The organism is Bacillus sp. RIT 809 (genome assembly GCF_016892495.1).
GTDB lineage: Bacteria > Bacillota > Bacilli > Bacillales > Bacillaceae_G > Bacillus_A > Bacillus_A cereus_U.
The window spans coordinates 80,731-99,691 of sequence record NZ_JAFEMR010000009.1; the positions used below are offsets into that span (position 1 = coordinate 80,731).

Here is an 18,961-nt window from a genome sequence, read left to right on the forward strand (position 1 = left end):
CCTATACAAAACTATTATTTTTAAATTATATAGTAGAGGAGTGCTAGTATGTTGAATGATAAATTTCCAAAAGGATTTTTATGGGGCGGAGCAATTGCTGCGAATCAGGCTGAAGGAGCGTATTTAGAAGGTGGAAAAGGGTTAACAACGGTTGATTTATTACCAACGGGGGAAAAGCGTTGGGAGGTTATGGCTGGGAGCCTTAATTCTTTTAAGCCTATTGAAGGAGAATTCTATCCTTCACATGACTCAATTGACTTTTATCATCATTTTAAAGAAGATATTGCTTTATTTGCAGAGATGGGATTTAAATCGTTACGTGTATCGATTGCTTGGACGAGAATTTTTCCAAATGGCAATGATGAGACGGTAAATGAAGCTGGTTTACAGTTCTATGATGATTTATTTGATGAATTATTAAAATATAATATTGAACCAGTAGTTACGATGGCTCATTTTGATGTCCCCGTACATTTAGTTGAGGTATATGGGGGCTGGAGAGATAGAAAACTTGTACACTATTTTGAGAAGTATGCGAAAACTATTTTTAATAGATATAAAGATAAAGTGAAATATTGGATGACGTTTAATGAAATAAATATGCTACTTCATTTACCATTTGTAGGTGCAGGTCTTGTATTTAAAGAGGGAGAGAATAAAACACAAATCCAATATCAAGCGGCGCATCACCAGCTTGTTGCAAGTGCACTGGCAGTGAAAGCTTGTCATGAAATTATACCTAATGCCAAAATCGGATGTATGTTAGCGGCAGGAACTGTATATCCACATACATGTAATCCAGAAGATGTTTTCAATGCAATGGAAAAAGATCGTGAGTCCTTCTTCTTTATTGATGTTCAGGCTAGAGGAGCATATCCAGGATATGCGAAGAGATTCTTTAAGGATCATAAACTAGTAATCGAGATGGAAAAAGATGATGAAGAGATTTTGAAAAAGTATACAGTTGATTATATTGGATTCAGTTATTACTCAAGTAGGGTAACAAGTACGGATTCAGAAGTATTAAACAGTATGATAAATGGAAATGTATTTGGTTCTATTGAAAATCCTTATCTAGAAAAATCAGAATGGGGATGGACTATTGATCCAAAAGGTTTTAGGATTACAGCAAATCAGTTGTATGATCGCTATCAAAAGCCTTTATTCGTCGTTGAAAATGGTCTTGGGGCTGTTGATGAGGTTACTTCTGAAGGTGAAATTCATGATGATTATCGAATTGAATATTTAGAGAAACATGTTATAGAAATGGCTGAAGCAATCGAAGACGGAGTAGAAATTATAGGGTATACAAGCTGGGGGCCGATTGATATTGTCAGCGCATCGACTGGTGAAATGAAAAAGCGTTACGGCTACATTTATGTTGATAAAGATAATGAAGGAAACGGATCGAAAAATAGAATAAAAAAGAAGAGCTTTAATTGGTATAAAAAAGTGATTGAATCTAATGGTGAAAATCTGATCTAATCTTTAAAGCTATTTTCATATAGAAGAAAAACTGAGGAGTGAATTGTAATGGAAAAGCAAACAAAAAGATTTCCAGAAAGATTTTTATGGGGGGGAGCTACTGCTGCTAACCAAATGGAAGGCGGATTTTATGAAGGTGGAAAAGGATTAAATATTGCAGACGTTTTACCTGGTGGAAAAGGACGCCTTAAAATATTGCAAGATCCTGGTTTTAATTTTGAAATTGATAAAACAAAGTACGATTATCCGAACCATGATGGTATTGATTTCTATAACCGTTATAAAGAAGATATTTCCTTGTTCGCAGAGATGGGATTCAAATCTTTCCGTATGTCTATTGCTTGGACAAGAATATTCCCAAATGGTGATGAACTAGAGCCAAATGAAGAAGGTTTAGCTTTTTATGATCGTGTTTTTACAGAGCTAGAAAAACACGGAATTGAGCCTGTTGTAACAATTTCTCATTACGAAATGCCAGTAAACCTTGTTAAGACATATGGTGGCTGGAGAAATCGTGAAGTGATTGGATTCTTTGAAAGATATGTAAATGCTATATTGAATCGCTACAAAAATAAAGTGAAATATTGGATGACATTCAATGAGATTAATAGCGGTTTAATTATGCCGATTATGGGACTTGGATTCTCTATCAATAAAGAAGAAGATAAATATGAGCCGACATTCCAAGCGTTCCATCATCAATTTGTTGCGAGTGCACTTGCAGTGAAAGCTTGTCACGAGATCATTCCAGAATCACAAATAGGTTGTATGATTATATATGCTCCAGTCTACTCATATGATTGTGATCCGCAAAATGAGTTGTATGCACTTCAAGAAGAGCGTTTATTTAATTACTTCTGTGCGGATGTTCAAGTTCGTGGTAAATATCCAACGTTCATTCAATCCTATTTCAAAAAACATAATATTGAATTAGACATTCAAGAAGGTGACTTAGAATTAATTAAAGAGCATACAGTAGATTACATCGGTTTCAGTTATTACATGTCTCGTACGGAGAAAAAAGAGAAGACTGAGCAAGAAAAAGCACAAGGAAATATTATGGCAGGTATAAAAAATCCATTCCTTAAAGCGAGTGATTGGGGATGGGAAATTGATCCGACTGGCTTAAGAATTTCATTAAATAAATTGTATGATCGATATGAAGTACCACTATTCGTTGTTGAGAATGGTTTAGGTGCTTATGATGAGATAGAAGAAGACGGTACGATTCATGATGATTACCGAATTAACTATTTACGTGAGCATATGATAGCAATGCGTGATGCGATACAAGAAGATGGAGTTGAAATGATTGGATATACTAGCTGGGGATGTATTGATTTAGTGAGTGCTTCCACAGGAGAGATGTCTAAACGCTACGGTTATATTTATGTTGATAAGCATGATGACGGATCTGGAACGTTAGAGCGTAAAAAGAAAAACTCATTCTTCTGGTATAAAGATGTTATTCGTACTAACGGAGAAATACTTTAATATGAGTTTATGAATAGAAAAGAAGAGCAGGAATGCTCTTCTTTTTTTATGAAAGTATACTAGATACTCCAACATATAAAATAGCGGCAGAACAGAGAAAATAAACAAATGCTTTTGCTTTTTGCCGCTCTTTTATTTCATCAATTCCAAAAAGGATACACATAATACTTAAAAGGATAAATACGAATGGTAAAAGCATAGAGAAGTTTGCAAAGAGGTTAAGTAGAGCGAGAATAAGAGCGATAGTAGCTATTATAATTCGAAAGTTTTTTAACATGAAATCCTCCTTAGTAGAAGTATTATTATCGAGAGACAAGAATAAGAATGACAATAATTAAAGTAAAGACGCCAGAAAAGAAAGAGAGTGTACTATTTACTTTATTCTGTTTCTGTTTCTCCTCTGCACTTATGATGAAAGTCATAATAGATAAGGCAATAAGCATATAGGGCATCGTAACAAGTGGGTTTCTAAACATTCCATATAGAGCGAGAGCGATGACGATGAGTGCGGATATAATGCGAAATGTTTTTAGCATACTATTCTCCACCTTTTTTAAAAAATTATCCTCCAATTTATTAACAGTTCGTAAAAAGTAATAGCCAGTGGGTACTTAAAGTTTCATTCTACAAGTAGCGAAAGTAGTTCGATATTATAATGAAGAGCATAAGACTAGAAACGAAAAAAAACGGAATACTCATTGATTTTCTTCCGGATTTCAGTTCATTAATTCCTAGAAGAATAAAGGAACAACTGAGAGTAAATTGTATGTATGGGAGAAGGGTGAAATTATCGGTAATAAGAGAATAAGTGCAAAGAGAGAGTATGATAAGCGTGAAAAACATGAGAAAAATCCGTAATCCAGTTAGCATTGTATACCTCCTTTAAATAAACTATTTAACGAAATATTTCTGAGAAACCAAGTAATAAAGCAGCAGCGCCAGCTATGAAAGCAAGTGTGCCACTAGATTGTCTATGTTTTTTTATTTCTTCTAGACCTATAGTGAAAGCCATCAATCCTAAGGGAATAAACATGTAAGGCATAATGTCTCTGTTGCCGCTGATAAAACTATAGATTGCTATAGATAAAGCGATAAGTGAAAAAGTAATTCGAAATCCTTTTAACATAAAGGATCCTCCTTCTTTTTTATTTGCTCAATTGCGATGAGAAACATTAAAACCCCTAATAGAAATTGTGAAAGTGGTAGAAAGTTATTTTGATCTGTATAGAGCCCAATTGCCGACATAATTATCACCGTGAGTGCGATTACGATACGAAGTATACTATGAGTTCTCCTTATTATCTTTCGAGTAAGGATTATCTTCTGGTTTATCAACGGAATGTTTATATGCGTAACCTTTATTGATCGTCATAACGGAGAGTACTAATACGATCAGTACGATTATAATGCCGATAATTAATATTTTGAGCATGAAATCCCTCCTTTTCTTTATTTTACATAATTTTGTAATTGATGAAAACAATAGAAATTAAAAGGATGAAAGAAGGGTGTTACATGGAGCATAAAAAAACATATTATATATCAGTTGGAAATGGTCAAATTTCACAAGTGAAGACGGCGGATACGTATAATTTTGAAATTTATGCAAATGACGAAGAGATTACGGAGTTAAGAGAGTATTTTGATCAAGCGTATGAAGAGGACTTAGGTTCGTATGTACGCTCCCACGTTCCATTCGTTGAGTATCATCACGATTCGAATAATGATCGATATGATGAACAACTACAAAAAGCATATAAAATGATTTATGATCTAGGGAATCATGAAACGAAAGAATTAGTCGCGCAAATGGGAATAATCAATGGATTGTAATTGGATAATATTATGCAGAAAAGCGAGAATATGCTACAATTTGTGGTAGGAAAAACTTGTAATCATCAATAGGGGAGTAATGGCATGTACAAATTTAAAGATTATTACCACAACACTGTACAATTATCGTTTGAACGTTACCCATTTTCTCCTGAGCCAAAGCATGTTTGGGTTGTATGCCGGTACGGGGATCAATGGTTATTAACGCATCATTTACGCCGTGGTCTTGAATTTCCAGGTGGTAAAGTAGAACTCGGGGAAACACCGGAAGAAGCGGCAGTTCGAGAAGTTCATGAGGAAACCGGCGGCATAGTTTCTGATTTAACTTACTTAGGGCAATACAAAGTATCCGGAAAAGACAAAATAATCATTAAAAACATTTATTTTGCAACAATTAGTGCGGTAGAGCAGCATACGCATTACGAAGAAACGAAAGGGTCTGTTTTATTAAAAGACATTCCTGATAATATTAAAACTGATAGAAAATTTAGCTTTATTATGCGCGATGATGTATTAGCGCGTACGATGAAACATATAGAAGAAATCGGCTGTTTTACGAAGTAAAATGGCCGGTTTCTTTTTTTGATTAAATACCCAAAAAAGGTGTGAATATATCTTTACTTTTAGGGAGGCATTTGGGAATGAAAGTATCCACTTACTATTGTCACTTTTTGTCGGTAAATCGATATATTTCAAAAATCGCTGATATATTTGGAGTTGCGGTCGATATATTTCAAAAATCGCTGATATATTTGGAGTTGCGGTCGATATATTCGAAAAATCGCTAATATAATTTATTTACTATTGTATTGTTTTTACCTTCAGCTCTAAAAACGAAAGAACCTCCAACAAATCATCCACCACACGTGAATGTTCAAAGTCACCCAAAAATAAATCTCTCTTCCAAACGCCAAGAATTCCTACTTGTTCAGAACCGAGCACATCGTTTTCTGGATGATCTCCAACGTAAAGACATTCTTCGGCTTTTACATTCAGCTTTTGTAAAGCACGTTGGAAAATTTCAGGATGAGGTTTTTTGATTCTTTCTGCTTCTGAAACGAGAATTGTATTTGTATACGTATGTACGTTTAATGCTCGAAGGTTGCTCATCTGAAATTCAGTAAAGCCGTTTGTAATAATACCAATTTTAATGTTTCGCTGTTTTAATTGTTGAAGTAATTCATTCATGTTTGGGAAAGGAATACAATGATGTTGGAAGTTTGTAATGTAGTCGTGCAGCAGTTGCTCTTGCGTTAAAGTGGTAATGTTGTATTCGCAAAGGAGAGTAGAATATACCTTATCTTTCCACGTGTAACCATTATTGTCGAGTTCGAGAAAACGAGAGCAATACTCGAATTTTTCTATGTTTATCAAATGAAAGGCGAAGCGATTATATTGATCACGAATAAATTGCTCTAGAGATTGGCGACGATCTAATAGTGTTCCATCTAAGTCAAATAAGACTGCTCGAATCATGGGAAACCTCCATACAGTTTTTATAAATAATTATCGCATATTTGTGAAAAAATGATTATCATATTTTTGTAGACTGTAACGACGGAGGTTCATATGAAAGAACTGTATGGGAAATTAGTTTGTTTTATACTTTCAATTGGCTTAGTAGCTGGATGTGATATGGCGGAAAAAGCTTCGCAAAGAGAGAAAAAAGATGTGTGCGAAACGACAGAAGAATGCACAAAAATAGGTGATAAAACGCTTCAAAAAGTATATAAAAAAATAGATGGACTTTCAGAACTTGAAGTACTAGAGGATTATGATTTAGAAGGACATTCAAGTAACGATATGAAAGAAGCGGAAATAAAAAAAGAGGATGATGAAAATTATTTCTTTTTAGCTTCTTATTATATTGATGGTGATGAAATTGTAGATCCTTATTTCGATAAACTAGATCGCAAACGATTGAATAAGGCTTTTGCGGATGATAAGGACGCGAAAGAAGAAGTATTAAAGCAACGTCAAGATAGGGATTATCATGAATCGTTATGGGAGATGTACAGCACTCTTATTCCAGTTAAGTATCGCACTGACATAAAAGAGTTTGACATGGTAACAGATGGATACGACGGAATTGTCGCCCACGTTATGCCGAGTATGGAGTATCCGAAAGAGTGGACCATTAGTTTAGATACGCTTGATTCAGCAGTAAATATCGATCAAGTGATGAAAACATTAATACATGAGACGGCTCACGTATTGACGCTGGGACATAAACAAATACCAGTAAATGAAAAGTACTTAAAGGCTTTTGAAGAAGATAAAGATATTTCATCATACCAAAATAAATGTAAATCTCTTTTCTTAAAAGAAGGATGTGCGAAGGAGAGCTCTTATATAAATCAATTTTATAATTTGTTCTGGAAACCAATTGACCAGGAGTGGACAGAAAAGAAAGTGGAAGAAAGCGAAGAAGCTCAAATTGAATTTTTTAAGGAAAAGCAGGGTGAGTTTGTTTCACTGTATGGGACGACAAATGTAGCAGAGGATATTGCGGATACATTTACAGCGTTTATTTTACAAGATTCAAAAAAGGTGAAAGAAGGAACAGAATTAAAATATAAAAAAATTGCCTTTTTCTATCAATTCCCCGAGCTTGTAAAAATGAGAGCGGAAGTGTTAGCGGGATTATATGATATTTCAAGGGATATAAAGCAGTCATAGTTTGGTGGTAATTATTTGTTGGTAAGTCGATAAATTTTTGATCGATTAAATGAAAACGCGAGGACGTTCTGTTCTTTGCGTTTTTTATGTTAATAAAATTGAAAATTCTGTCTTTTTTCAAAAAAGAAGAAGGAACTGAATCATTAAAAGAGAATTAGTATAAAAACGTCACAAATTAGACACAATTATAATGCGCATAGTATAGGGGCTATAAGTTTACTCTCGAGGAGGTAATGAAACGTATGAAAACGATTCTTGCTGTTGCTGGTCTCATTTGGGTAATGTCTCACGGTTTTCCGATTTTTGAAGGGGAGCAAATTCGTAGTGCATTAAATAAAGAGTTTAATGATTATCATATTATTGATCGAAAAGATAATGTCGTTACGGTGCGTGTGAAAGATTGTTTCCATACAGTTACGGTTGCTAACGGGAATGTTACAGATGATTCAAAAATGTGTGACAAAAGGTAACGAAAAGAAGCTGACTCTAGCGTATCGCTCTAAGTCAGCTTTTTTTTCGTTTTCCAATAAGGAGTTTTTCAAATGCCTCGACAAAGACATACATAAGAGTTGCGAGGACGCAAGTGAGCAATACACTGAGTAAGACGAGTGTGAAGTTAAAGACTTGGAATCCGTAGCTAATTAAATAGCCAAGCCCTTGTTTAGAAACGAGGAGTTCCCCGAAAATAACACCGACCCATGATAAGCCAACATTCACTTTTAACGTTGAAATAATTGCAGGGAAAGATGAAGGGAGAATAACGTGCTTATAGCATTGCCATTTATTTGCGCCAAATGTGTCCATGACCTTAATATAGTTGGAATCGACTTCTTGAAATGCGCTGTAAATAACGAGAATAGTAATGATGATGGAGATGATTACGCCCATTGCGATAGAGGATGAAATGTTTGGACCGAAAATAACAATGATGATTGGACCGAGTGCAACTTTTGGCATTGCATTTAGGACGACGAGATAAGGATCAAGTACGCGGGCCAAAAGTGGCATCCACCAAAGGAAAGTAGCAATAATAGCTCCGAGTACAGTTCCGAGAATGAAGCCTACTCCTGTTTCAAGTAATGTCGTCCATATGTGAATCCAAATTGAACCGTCAATCCATTTTGTTAAAAAGAGATCCCAAATACTTGAAGGAGAGCTAAAGAGTAAAGGGTCAATCCATTCTTTTTTACTAGCTATTTCCCATAGTGCAAAGAAAAGAACAAGAAGTACAAGTTGTAAAGAGCGAGCTAACCATGCATGTTGTCTTTCTTTTTTTCGAAACTGCTCATGTAGTTGTTTTATATTATCCAAGTCGTTCCAGCTCCTTCCATATTTCTTGGAAGAGGGATGGGAAGTCATGGTGGTGGCGTGCTTCTAATGGCGATAAGGAACGGATACTTTCTGGGACGATGAACGTTTTTGCAATTTTTCCAGGGTTCGCCTGCAGCAAATAAATACGATCACTCATCGCAATTGCTTCTTCAATATCATGTGTCACAAGTAGGGATGTTTTCTTATAGTTACGTAGTAATGTGAAGACGAGATCTTCTAGTTTTAATTTTGTTTGATAATCAAGTGCGGAAAATGGTTCATCTAGCAATAAAATTTTTGGATCGGTCGCTAATGTTCGAACGAGTGCAGCACGTTGGCGCATACCGCCGGATAGTTCACGTGGGTATTGCTGTTCTATATCATACAGGCCGACTTGTTTTAAAAGCTTTAATGTATGTTCTTTCGTATTTTTATCATAAATCTTTCGAATATGAAGTCCGAGCATAATATTTTCTTCAATTGTTTTCCACGGAAACAAGTAATCTTGCTGGAGCATATAGCCCATAGATGGAGTCTTAGTTGTAATCGGTTCACCATCTAAAAATACGATACCTTCAATTGGATCAAGTAGTCCTGCGATGATGGAGAGGAGCGTTGTTTTTCCGCAACCACTTGGACCAAGGATTGAAATGAATTCCCCTTTTTCTACGTGCAAACTCATATCTTCAAGAATAAGTTTGGCATTTTCTTTTGCAAAAAAGCAGTGAGAAACGTTACGTATTTGTAAAAAGCTCATACACTTCGCCTCTATTTCTTAATAACGCTTTCGGCAATTTTTGTATTGACGAGCGCTTCATGTGGAACTTCTTTTTGTAATTCCCCAGCTTCTTTCATAATCGTTTGGAGTTGTTTCCATTCTGCATCATCTAATAATGGATTTGTCGCATAAGAATGTTGTTTTTTGTAGCGCTCAATTACTTTCACTGAAATGTCTTTTGAAGTGTCTTTAAATAGTGGTGAAACAGCATTGGCAATCTCTTCGGGACTATGAGTATCAACCCATTGCTGCGCTTTATATAGTGCACGCGTGAATTTTTCTGCAGCAGCTTTATCTTTCTTTAAGAAACTTTCTTTTGCCATAAACGTTGTGTAAGGAACAGTACCAGATTCAGCTCCGAAAGACGCGACGATATAACCTTTTCCTTCTTTTTCAAGTATACTTGCAGTCGGTTCAAAGAGCTGTACAAATTCTCCTGTGCCAGATGCAAAGGCATTTGCAATATTAGCAAACTCGATATTTTGAATTAAGTTCGTATCTTTGTGAGGGTCAATGCCATTTTTCTTTAAAACATATTCTCCAACCATTTGTGGCATGCCGCCTTTACGCTGTCCTAAAAACGTAACACCTTTTACGTCATTCCAATTAAAAGAGTTTAATTTTTTACGGGAAACTAAAAATGTGCCATCTGTTTGTGTAAGCTGTGCGAAATTAATGACAGGATCTTTTGCTCCTTGTTGATGAACATAAATAGACGTTTCTGAACCGACGAGCGCAATATCAATTCCGCCAGATAAAAGGGCGGTCATCGTTTTATCTCCGCCAGCTGTTGTTTGTAAGTCAATATTTAAACCTTCATCTTTAAAAAATCCTTTTTCAATTCCAACATATAAAGGTGCGTAGAAAAGAGAGTGGGTAACTTCGCCAACGCGAATTTTTTGAACTTGTTCTTTCGTACTTTCCTTTGTACTACTACAAGCAGCGAATGTGAAAACAGCTAGTAACATGATGCAAAAAACGGTTATTAATTTTTTCACTATATGACACCTCCTAGAAGTCAATCTACAAGCATAATATGTAGGTAAGTGCCCATATGTGAGTATAGATAGCAGGAATTTTTTAGGGAATAAAGAAGTACAAATATAAGGGGTGATAAAATGGATTACGAATACGATGATAGCGTACATTTACATCTTGATTATTTCGGAACTGAATGTGATATGGAATCGATTGCTTATAAGAGGAAGCATGAAGACGTGTGGGATGTGTATTTTAACTTTGGAGTATACGGTATTCAAAAAGATGATGTAGGGGCAGGAATGTTTATGGACGAATATGCCGGTTATTACGTTTTTTCTGTACATGCTCGTGATTTGAGCTGGGAATTTGGAAGTGCTCAGTTTGAGGAATGGGTTTTGAAGAACCATATAGTAGAACGAACGCTTCAAAAATAGGGAGGAATTTCGTGGTTGAATTTCTCATTCTATTGTTCATTTTCGTAGTCGGATTTCTCATTATGCAAGTACTCATTTACCGATTTGCAAAGAAAAATATTCATAAATACAAAAGATTGAAATTGGTTCATATGTGGTTAGATATGACTATGAAAAAGGGTCCGAGATTAGATTTGTTTGATTTTATTTTTATAGTAATCGTGTGTATCATATGGAAACTATGGATGCTTCCTCTTGTATAGTAAACATGTTAATCATTTCATCATTTTTTCCCGTTCATAATAAATAACGAAAAGAACCTGTCACATGACAGGTTCTTTTGTTATATGGGAAATTCAATATATACGACAAATTACGACAAGGGGGTTCATACATATTTGTTATTCTATTAAAGGTTATATATAGGGGGATTTTTTAATGTTAAAAAAATTAGTATTATTTTTACTTACAGGCTTATGTGTAGTTGCTTTAACAGCTTGTAAAGATGAAGAGGACAAGCTGAAGGCAGCGGAAGAACAGAAAATAGATGAGAAGAAAATTGAAGAAGATAAGAAGGGAGAAGAGCAGCAAAAAGCAGAAGAAGAAAAACGTAAGCAAGAAGAGCAGCAAAAAGCAGAAGAAGAAAAACGTAAGCAAGAAGAGCAGCAAAAAGCAGAGGAAGAAAAACGTAAACAAGAAGAGCAGCAAAAAGCAGAGGAAGAAAAACGTAAACAAGAAGAGCAGCAAAGAGTAGAGGAAGAAAAGTGTAAGCAAGAAGAGCAGCAAAGAGTAGAGCAAGAGAAACGTAAGCAAGAAGAGCAACAAAGAGTAGAGCAAGAAAAACGTAAGCAAGAAGAGCAAAAGAAGGCTCAGCAACAGCAGTCTGCACAACAAGAGAGAACACAGAAACAAGAAAAAACAACACAAGCAACAGGTGGGAAACCGACAAGATCACAAATTTCGGTTGGTTCACATGTAGTTATTCAATTGGATAAAGATTATAGTAAAACAGTGAGTGGTGTTGTGAAAGATATTTTAACAAATACAGAAACACATACGTACGGAATTAAAGTTCGATTACAAGATGGACAAATTGGCCGTGTGCAAAGTGTTGGGTAATGAAAAAGAGATTTCCTTTCTTAGGAAATCTCTTTTTTTCATTCGGTATGTACAAGAGGTAACAGATGATATTATACGGAGGGTGTACATGAGAAGACGTTGTGTACATAATATGTTATGTTTATATAAGTAATATTTTATTACGGTGCGGGGTGAAATTAATAAACAGAAAAGAGGGAATGAATTGCGGGGTAATTTTTCATTTCATCAGCCAAGAAGAAGTATATTAATTTCAGCGATGTTAAGTGGTCTAGTAACCCTATATGTAGTACCCACAATTTTCTTGATTTTAAAATATTTTAGTTTAGATACGATGAAAGATATGTTAAATCAAAAAATTGTTTTAAGTATAATGACAATTTTGATGTGGATTGTACTATTGTATGTTGCGTATTTGAATAAAGATATAGTTAATAAATTTAAACCGATTATTAGGATTTATATTAGAATGTTTTTAGTAGCCAATGCGGTTACTTTGCTTTTTATTTTTACGCAAAATAATATGGATTTCGTAAATACACTGAATTGGATTTACAATTATAACGCACAGTTTATATTTAGTTTAATTGTAATTTATGCGATATATGTTTTTGTGTATAACGTGCTTGGGAAAGTTTTTTTGAGTACTATCTTGACAAGCATTTTGCTAATCATTTTGGCTATTGTAAATCACTTTAAAATTGTTTTTAGGGGAGACCCACTATATCCTTCTGATTTTACACAGATTGGACATATGCAATCTGTTATACCAATGGTGATGGATTATTTTAGTTGGGGTTATATTCTTCTCGTTATTGTAAGTGTTGTTGCCTGTATTTTAGCGGGTATGTATATAAGGAAATATATTCAAAATGTAAAAGTTCATGCAGGCGTACGAGTTCTATTTATAATAGGATCCGTTTTTGTTTTATATGCGTATGGTAATTTTACGAATACGTTTATGAATAAATGGTTTCAAAAGTCAGGTATAGAGTTCGTTTTGTGGAATCAAAATGAAAATTATGCTTCGAATGGTTTTGTGCTAGGCTTTATAAGTAATTTGGATACGACAGTCATTGAAAAGCCGAAAGATTATTCAAAAGAAAATATGCTTCAAATAGCAAACGATATAAAAAAACAATATAGCAGCAATATAGGGGCGCAGAAGCAAACAGAGAAACCGAATATTATTTTTGTAATGAGTGAATCGTTTTGGGATCCAACGAAGTTAACGAACCTGTCCTTTAGTGAAGATCCTTTACCTAATTTGCATCATTATATAGAAAGTTTTCCTGGTGGACAAACTATTTCTCCTACATTTGGAGGAAATACTGCGAACGTTGAATTTGAGGTATTAACGAGTTATTCAATGAGTTTGTTAAAACCAGGCTCTATACCGTATCAGCAAGTTGTTACAAATAAGAAAGAAATTCCATCTATTACTCGAGAGTTAAAAAAAGAAGGGTATTACACAAGTGCAATTCATTCATTTGGTCGCTCATTCTTTAAACGGGATGATGTATATAGAGTGTTAGGCTTTGACAAGTTTAATGCGCAAGATACGATGGAGAATGTAGAAGTTGATGGAGATTATATTAGCGATTTATCTATGAGTAAAGAGATAATAGCTGAATTAGAGAAGCAAAAACAACCTACTTTTATTCATGCGGTTACGATGCAAAACCATTTTCCATTTACAGAAGGAAGATTTGGCGAAAATCAAATAGAAATTAGTGGTTTAGAAAATGAAGAATCGAAGGCTGAATTAGAGACTTATACAGAAGGTTTAAGACGTTCAGATGAAGCTCTTCAATATTTAATAGAGGAGCTAGATAATTTAGATAGACCTACATTATTAGTATTCTTTGGGGACCATCTTCCGTCGCTAGGAACAAATAAATCTCTTTATAAAGAGAATGGGTATATAACGAATGAAAAAACGCCAAGTGAACGATTAGCGATGGCGCAAACGCCGTTATTAATGTATGCAAATTTTGATATGCCAAATGACAATTTAGGTTTAGTAAGTCCAATTTATTTTTCAAATCTTGTCTTTGATTATGCTGGATTAACTAAGGTACCGTTCTATCAATTTTTATCGAAGTTATATGAAGAAATTCCTGTACTTCGTGACGAATTGAGGATAGGAAAAGATGGAAAAGCAATAAAAAGTTTAACAGAAAAACAAAAAGAAATGCTAAAGCAATATGAGCTTATTCAATATGACTTACTCGTCGGAAAGCAATATAGTAAGGATATATTATTTAAATAAGCGAAAAAAAGAACTTGTATACGATACAAGTTCTTTTTTCATAGTATTTAACGGGATAACCAGACAAGCTAGGTTTAGGGAGTATTACTTGTACATTTAGTATAAATTAAAATAGAATTGGTTTAATAATTGATTTGTGAGAAGTGTGTGAATTTTTCATTTAGTATATAATTGGATAATTTGTTTAATGCGTAAAAAAACTCTTTAAGGTTTCTAAGAGTTTTTTTATCTAGATATATATTGAAATTTCAGAAAAAAAGTTGCGATAAAGTTGTGTGGTAATTTTAAAAAAAGAATTTGCCATTTTGGCAAATTCTTTTTTGTTGAGGAGGCATTGTTAATTTGTTATGAGTTTATAAATTTAATAAGTTCTTTATTCAATTCATCCGCTTGATCGATTGGAGAGCCATGACCGCTATTTGTAAGAGGATATAGCTCAGAGTTTTTAATGCGTTCTTTTGTTAACTCAGCACTTTTGTAAGGGATGAGTTGGTCGTGAACACCATGGAATATTTTTGTTGGAACGTCAATTTTACTTAAGTCTTTTGTTACATCTTCGTTCGCGGCTGCTTGCAAAATTTTGATGAGAGCATAAGAAGCGGACTGCATACCGAGATAAGAAAACCATTCTAGTGTGGCAGCTCCTAAGTTTCTATTAAAAAATGATAAAGATACATCATTAAGAAATTTAGGTAAATTCGCATACATTTGAGCAATCAGGGCATCTGCTTGCTCTTTCGGTACGCCGTAAGGGGATTGTTGGTTTTTTACGAAAGAGGGGGAGACGGCATCAATTAATGCAAGTTTAGAAATACGGCGACCGTTATATCGTGACATGTATCGAATAGAAAGAGCACCGCCGACTGAGAAACCAACTAACGTAGCATTTTCTATTTGAAGTGCTTCTAATATAATTGCGATATCATCAGCTAAACGATCATAAGTGTAACCAGTCCATGGTTTATCAGATTGCCCGTTTCCTCGTATATCCATGGCGATGCAGCGGAAACCATGTTGTGGTAAGATATTAAATTGATATTGGTACATTTGATGATTTAAAGGCCAGCCATGAACGAAGAAGACAGGTTTACTTCCAGGGCCTGGGTTAATATCCTCAACAAAAATGTGTACATCTTTTTCCACTGTAACGAACATGATGTACCCTCCTCATGTATTTTAATAGGCTCTTTCCCAAAATCGCTGTTTTGTCATTGCCTGAATAAATTCATTCGCAAGTAAGGTAGGGGTTTGTTCTGTTATAACACCAGGTTTTCCTTCGATGTTTAAAGATTGAATAATAGTATTTCCATTTTTGAAAGCACCAATTGGCTTAAAGTGATTATATGATTCTACGACAAATGAACTTGCTTTGTTAAGAAAATGATCATCAATATTTCCGCCAATAAGAAGTAGCCCATCATAAAGAAGCGGTGATCCTGTTAAGAAAGTATCATTCACTTCCCACTTTACATTTTGAGAGCCTTGCACAAAACCTAATCGTTCGGAAATAATAACGGGCTGAAGACCGGCTTGTTTGAATTGATTTATAATATATTGTGCGTTTTGACCGTCATATCCGTTTGCGACAATGATGCCTACTCGTAATGTATTTGGGCTGAATGTTGTATGTTCCATACTTAGTGCTGGTGAGGATTTTGTAACATTTGATTCTTGAACATTTGGCACTGTTGCCCCGACTGCTTCAGCTACTAAAGTAGCTAATTCTGTACTTATATGACCAATCATATCTACGACTTGTTGGCGAACTGATTTACTTTTTACTTTTCCTAATTCAAAGGAGAAGGCCTGCATAATATGGATTTTTTCGACGTGGCTCATACTATTCCAAAATAAACGGGCTTGTGAGAAATGGTCTTTAAAACTAGCGGCTGTTTCTCTTGTTTTATGTCCGGAAACAGTAGAAGGATATGTAACGAAACCGCCTTTCGTACCAGGTACAGTAAAGGGAGAGTTATTAGCTAAAGAGTTATTATGGTAAGCGACTTTTCCTTTATCAATTATATATTTAGACGCACCATCTCTTTGATTGTTATGAAAAGGACATACAGGGCGGTTAATCGGTAACTCTTGATAGTTTGTACCGACGCGGGCTAATTGCGTATCTGTATAAGAAAAGAGTCTACCTTGTAAGAGAGGATCATTTGTAAAATCGATACCGCGGACGATGCTTCCAGGGTGCAGTGCGACTTGTTCTGTTTCCGCAAATACGTTATCAACGTTCCGATTTAACGTCATTTTTCCGATGATTTTAACAGGGAAGTCTTCTTCCGGCCAAATTTTTGTTGCATCTAATATATCAAAATCGTATTTAAATTCGTCCTCTTCTTCTAAAATTTGAACGCCAAGTTCGTACTCAGGGTAGTTTCCAGCATTAATATTTTCCCATAAATCACGGCGATGGTAATCCGGATCAGCACCGCCTAGTTTTTGAGCTTCATCCCAAATTAACGAGTGAACACCAAGCTTAGGCTTCCAGTGGAATTTTACGAATCGTGACTTTCCGTGTTTATTAACTAAGCGGAATGTATGAACGCCGAACCCTTGCATCATTCGAAAACTTCTCGGAATTGTACGGTCAGACATAATCCACATCATCATCGCAGCTGATTCTTGATTATTGGCGATAAAGTCCCAAAAAGTATCATGTGCTGTTTGTCCTTGAGGAATCTCATTATGTGGCTCTGGTTTAAGAGCATGAATAAGATCCGGAAATTTAATACCATCTTGAATGAAGAAAATCGGAATGTTATTACCCACTAAATCGAAATTTCCTTCCTCTGTATAAAACTTAACAGCGAATCCTCGTACATCTCGGTTCGTTTCATTTGCACCTTTTGATCCTGCAACTTCAGAAAAACGAATAAAAATAGGTGTCTTTTTAGATGGGTCTTGTAAAAAATGAGCCATTGTTAAATCTTCTAAAGAATCATATAGCTCAAAAACACCATGTGCTCCGTAACCGCGAGCATGAACGACTCTTTCAGGAATTCGTTCACGGTCAAAATGAGCGAGTTTTTCTCGCATCAGGAAATCTTCTAAAAGTGTAGGGCCACGATCGCCGGCGGTTAAAGAGTTTTCATCATTTGAAATTTTGACACCCGTATTCGTTGTCATCTCTTTTCCTTCATTGTTTTTCGTAAAGGATTGTAACTGTTCTATCTTCTTATTTTCACGACCGTCCATATAAAGCACCTCCCATATTATACGTATTATTGTTCATGATTTTTATGCTTACATATGGTCTGAAGAAGTATATTATCTATGGATTGATTTTCCTCATTTGTTCAATTTATCTTTGTTTGTCTATGAAAATCATTTATTATAATAAATGGTATTCTTTTGAAGGGGTGTTGAAGTGGGAGAGAGTTTTCTATCAGCTAAAGAAGAAAAGAAAAACGCTAAGATTTTCTTATGGGTAATGCATGTTATTTTAATTGTATACGAGGTTGCATACGCGATTATATTAGAAGATACAATGCCTTTAGGAAATTGGCATAAAGTGATATGGAAGCTTGCATATATTATGGCTATATTAGGTATTAGTGTTTACTTATTTGAGAGAGGAAAAGCATATTTAGTTAAATATACATATTTATTTGCATACATGATCGCAGAGGTTTTTAATATTGGATGGTATGCTTTTCATAATACAATAGCATTTGATGAAGGGAATGTAATTGAATATATTTTCATTTTCTTCGTACCGATATTTTTGAGTAAAAGATATTTATTTGTTTTAGCGCCATTTCTTATAGGAAAATATATGATATACCTATTTGTATTTGGAGAACTTAACTTGTTTATGTCGCTTGTTATAAATATGGTGTTACTTTTCGTGTCATTTATTATTTTAAATCGATTTTTACAATATCTTTCAGCAGTAAAGGGACGTATTGCAGAGGCAAGTCAGTCACAAAAATTGGCGGTTATCGGAAAAATGGCAGCGACAGTCGGACATGAAATTAAAAACCCACTTGCTTCATTAAAAGGGTTTACGCAATTACAAAAAGAGAAACACGAAAAAGATGCAACATATGAACAAATGATTCTCGAAATAGAAAATATGAATAATATGATTAGTGAATTAATGGAGGTTGCTACATGTAAACCTTCTGTTTATGAAAAACACATTGTAAGTGATGTTTTAGTACAGGCGGTAGAAAACATGCGCGAAAAAATGAACGAGTTAAATATAAATTGCACCTTTAATGAAGAGCAAAATAGAAGTGAAATTGAATGTGATAAACGCAAATTAAAAGGAGTATTTTTGTATGTTATTAAAAATGCTTTAGAGGCAATGGAGCATGGCGGAACATTAAAAATACAAGTTGAAAATAAAAAAAGAGATTACGTAATAGTAAGTATAGTAGATAGTGGTTTTGGGATAAAAAAGGATAATTTAGGACGAGTTAAGGATGCTTTTTATACAACGAAGCAAGATAGAATTGGATTAGGTCTTACGGTAGCAGAGCGAATTATGACAGAGCATCTTGGAGAATTACACATTTCTAGTGAAGTAAAGAAAGGAACGAGAGTAGAAATACTGCTCCCGAAAAAATGTGAGCGCAATGTGACACAAGATTAAGAGGTGTTGTT

General features: G+C 34.8%; 21 protein-coding genes. 11 read left to right on the forward strand and 10 right to left on the reverse strand.

Annotation, left to right across the window (positions count from 1 at the left end; translation table 11 throughout):
* Positions 1-48: 48 nt before the first annotated feature.
* Together JTF23_RS11855 and JTF23_RS11860 are read left to right on the forward strand one after the other, a co-directional pair.
* Positions 49-1,485 carry a 6-phospho-beta-glucosidase gene (locus tag JTF23_RS11855; protein ID WP_204208821.1) on the forward strand — a complete coding sequence of 479 codons (1,437 nt, stop codon included), beginning with the start codon at positions 49-51 and terminating at the stop codon, positions 1,483-1,485.
* Positions 1,486-1,533: 48 nt separating this feature from the next.
* The gene (locus tag JTF23_RS11860) at positions 1,534-2,979 is read left to right on the forward strand and encodes a glycoside hydrolase family 1 protein (RefSeq protein ID WP_204208822.1); all 1,446 of its coding nucleotides are present in this window, start codon (positions 1,534-1,536) and stop codon (positions 2,977-2,979) included.
* A gap of 46 nt (positions 2,980-3,025) precedes the next feature.
* On the opposite strand, the gene JTF23_RS11865 is transcribed toward JTF23_RS11860, so the two are convergent.
* The 4 genes from JTF23_RS11865 to ytzI all read right to left on the reverse strand — a co-directional run bounded on the left by JTF23_RS11865 (position 3,026) and on the right by ytzI (position 4,411).
* Positions 3,026-3,256 (reverse strand): YczI family protein, encoded by a 231-nt coding sequence (locus JTF23_RS11865; protein ID WP_204208823.1) that lies wholly within the window; start codon positions 3,254-3,256, stop codon positions 3,026-3,028.
* A 25-nt stretch (positions 3,257-3,281) separates the two neighbouring features.
* Complete coding sequence (locus tag JTF23_RS11870; RefSeq protein WP_204208824.1) at positions 3,282-3,515, reverse strand: DUF3953 domain-containing protein; 234 nt, start codon at positions 3,513-3,515, stop codon at positions 3,282-3,284.
* Positions 3,516-3,874: 359 nt separating this feature from the next.
* Positions 3,875-4,105 carry a YczI family protein gene (locus JTF23_RS11875; RefSeq protein WP_002160114.1) on the reverse strand — a complete coding sequence of 77 codons (231 nt, stop codon included), beginning with the start codon at positions 4,103-4,105 and terminating at the stop codon, positions 3,875-3,877.
* Between the two features lie 156 nt (positions 4,106-4,261).
* On the reverse strand, positions 4,262-4,411 hold the full coding sequence (ytzI, locus tag JTF23_RS11880; RefSeq protein ID WP_002112449.1) for a YtzI protein: 150 nt from the start codon (positions 4,409-4,411) through the stop codon (positions 4,262-4,264).
* Between the two features lie 83 nt (positions 4,412-4,494).
* Between ytzI and JTF23_RS11885 the strand changes: the two genes are divergently transcribed.
* Entirely contained in the window at positions 4,495-4,812 is a 318-nt protein-coding gene (locus tag JTF23_RS11885; RefSeq protein ID WP_002112448.1) for a hypothetical protein, read from the forward strand.
* Between the two features lie 84 nt (positions 4,813-4,896).
* Positions 4,897-5,376, forward strand: coding sequence for an antimutator 8-oxo-(dGTP/GTP)ase (mutTA, locus tag JTF23_RS11890; protein ID WP_002015736.1), 480 nt, complete (start codon positions 4,897-4,899; stop codon positions 5,374-5,376).
* 237 nt (positions 5,377-5,613) lie between these two features.
* On the opposite strand, the gene JTF23_RS11895 is transcribed toward mutTA, so the two are convergent.
* The gene (locus JTF23_RS11895) at positions 5,614-6,288 is read right to left on the reverse strand and encodes an HAD family hydrolase (RefSeq protein WP_204208825.1); all 675 of its coding nucleotides are present in this window, start codon (positions 6,286-6,288) and stop codon (positions 5,614-5,616) included.
* Between the two features lie 93 nt (positions 6,289-6,381).
* On the opposite strand from JTF23_RS11895, the gene JTF23_RS11900 reads away from it, so the two are divergent.
* Positions 6,382-7,491 carry a recombinase family protein gene (locus tag JTF23_RS11900; protein ID WP_204208826.1) on the forward strand — a complete coding sequence of 370 codons (1,110 nt, stop codon included), beginning with the start codon at positions 6,382-6,384 and terminating at the stop codon, positions 7,489-7,491.
* Between the two features lie 242 nt (positions 7,492-7,733).
* The gene (locus JTF23_RS11905; protein ID WP_002089142.1) at positions 7,734-7,961 is read left to right on the forward strand and encodes a hypothetical protein; all 228 of its coding nucleotides are present in this window, start codon (positions 7,734-7,736) and stop codon (positions 7,959-7,961) included.
* A gap of 34 nt (positions 7,962-7,995) precedes the next feature.
* Here the strand turns inward: JTF23_RS11905 and JTF23_RS11910 are convergent, their stop codons facing one another.
* The 3 genes from JTF23_RS11910 to JTF23_RS11920 are packed head-to-tail and all read right to left on the reverse strand — an operon-like array spanning position 7,996 to position 10,578.
* Entirely contained in the window at positions 7,996-8,802 is an 807-nt protein-coding gene (locus JTF23_RS11910; RefSeq protein WP_078173924.1) for an ABC transporter permease, read from the reverse strand.
* Positions 8,795-9,559 carry an ABC transporter ATP-binding protein gene (locus JTF23_RS11915; RefSeq protein ID WP_204208827.1) on the reverse strand — a complete coding sequence of 255 codons (765 nt, stop codon included), beginning with the start codon at positions 9,557-9,559 and terminating at the stop codon, positions 8,795-8,797. Before JTF23_RS11915 ends, JTF23_RS11910 begins: the two co-directional genes overlap by 8 nt.
* Before the next feature lie 11 nt (positions 9,560-9,570).
* Positions 9,571-10,578 carry an ABC transporter substrate-binding protein gene (locus tag JTF23_RS11920; RefSeq protein WP_204208828.1) on the reverse strand — a complete coding sequence of 336 codons (1,008 nt, stop codon included), beginning with the start codon at positions 10,576-10,578 and terminating at the stop codon, positions 9,571-9,573.
* A gap of 120 nt (positions 10,579-10,698) precedes the next feature.
* Between JTF23_RS11920 and JTF23_RS11925 the strand changes: the two genes are divergently transcribed.
* The 4 genes from JTF23_RS11925 (at position 10,699) to JTF23_RS11940 (ending at position 14,344) form a co-directional block, all read left to right on the forward strand.
* Positions 10,699-10,995, forward strand: a complete 297-nt coding sequence (locus JTF23_RS11925; protein WP_002112440.1) for a DUF3986 family protein — start codon at positions 10,699-10,701, stop codon at positions 10,993-10,995.
* A gap of 11 nt (positions 10,996-11,006) precedes the next feature.
* A complete protein-coding gene (locus tag JTF23_RS11930; RefSeq protein ID WP_204208829.1) occupies positions 11,007-11,237 on the forward strand; it encodes a hypothetical protein in 231 nt (76 codons plus the stop codon).
* 175 nt (positions 11,238-11,412) lie between these two features.
* Positions 11,413-12,093 (forward strand): YwbE family protein, encoded by a 681-nt coding sequence (locus JTF23_RS11935; protein ID WP_204208830.1) that lies wholly within the window; start codon positions 11,413-11,415, stop codon positions 12,091-12,093.
* 184 nt (positions 12,094-12,277) lie between these two features.
* A complete protein-coding gene (locus JTF23_RS11940) occupies positions 12,278-14,344 on the forward strand; it encodes an LTA synthase family protein (RefSeq protein ID WP_204208831.1) in 2,067 nt (688 codons plus the stop codon).
* 345 nt (positions 14,345-14,689) lie between these two features.
* On the opposite strand, the gene JTF23_RS11945 is transcribed toward JTF23_RS11940, so the two are convergent.
* On the reverse strand, positions 14,690-15,499 hold the full coding sequence (locus tag JTF23_RS11945; RefSeq protein WP_204208832.1) for an alpha/beta fold hydrolase: 810 nt from the start codon (positions 15,497-15,499) through the stop codon (positions 14,690-14,692).
* A gap of 21 nt (positions 15,500-15,520) precedes the next feature.
* Positions 15,521-17,548 (reverse strand): catalase, encoded by a 2,028-nt coding sequence (locus JTF23_RS11950; protein WP_204208833.1) that lies wholly within the window; start codon positions 17,546-17,548, stop codon positions 15,521-15,523.
* Positions 17,549-17,720: 172 nt separating this feature from the next.
* On the opposite strand from JTF23_RS11950, the gene JTF23_RS11955 reads away from it, so the two are divergent.
* Positions 17,721-18,950 carry an ATP-binding protein gene (locus tag JTF23_RS11955; RefSeq protein ID WP_204208834.1) on the forward strand — a complete coding sequence of 410 codons (1,230 nt, stop codon included), beginning with the start codon at positions 17,721-17,723 and terminating at the stop codon, positions 18,948-18,950.
* Positions 18,951-18,961 lie beyond the last annotated feature (11 nt).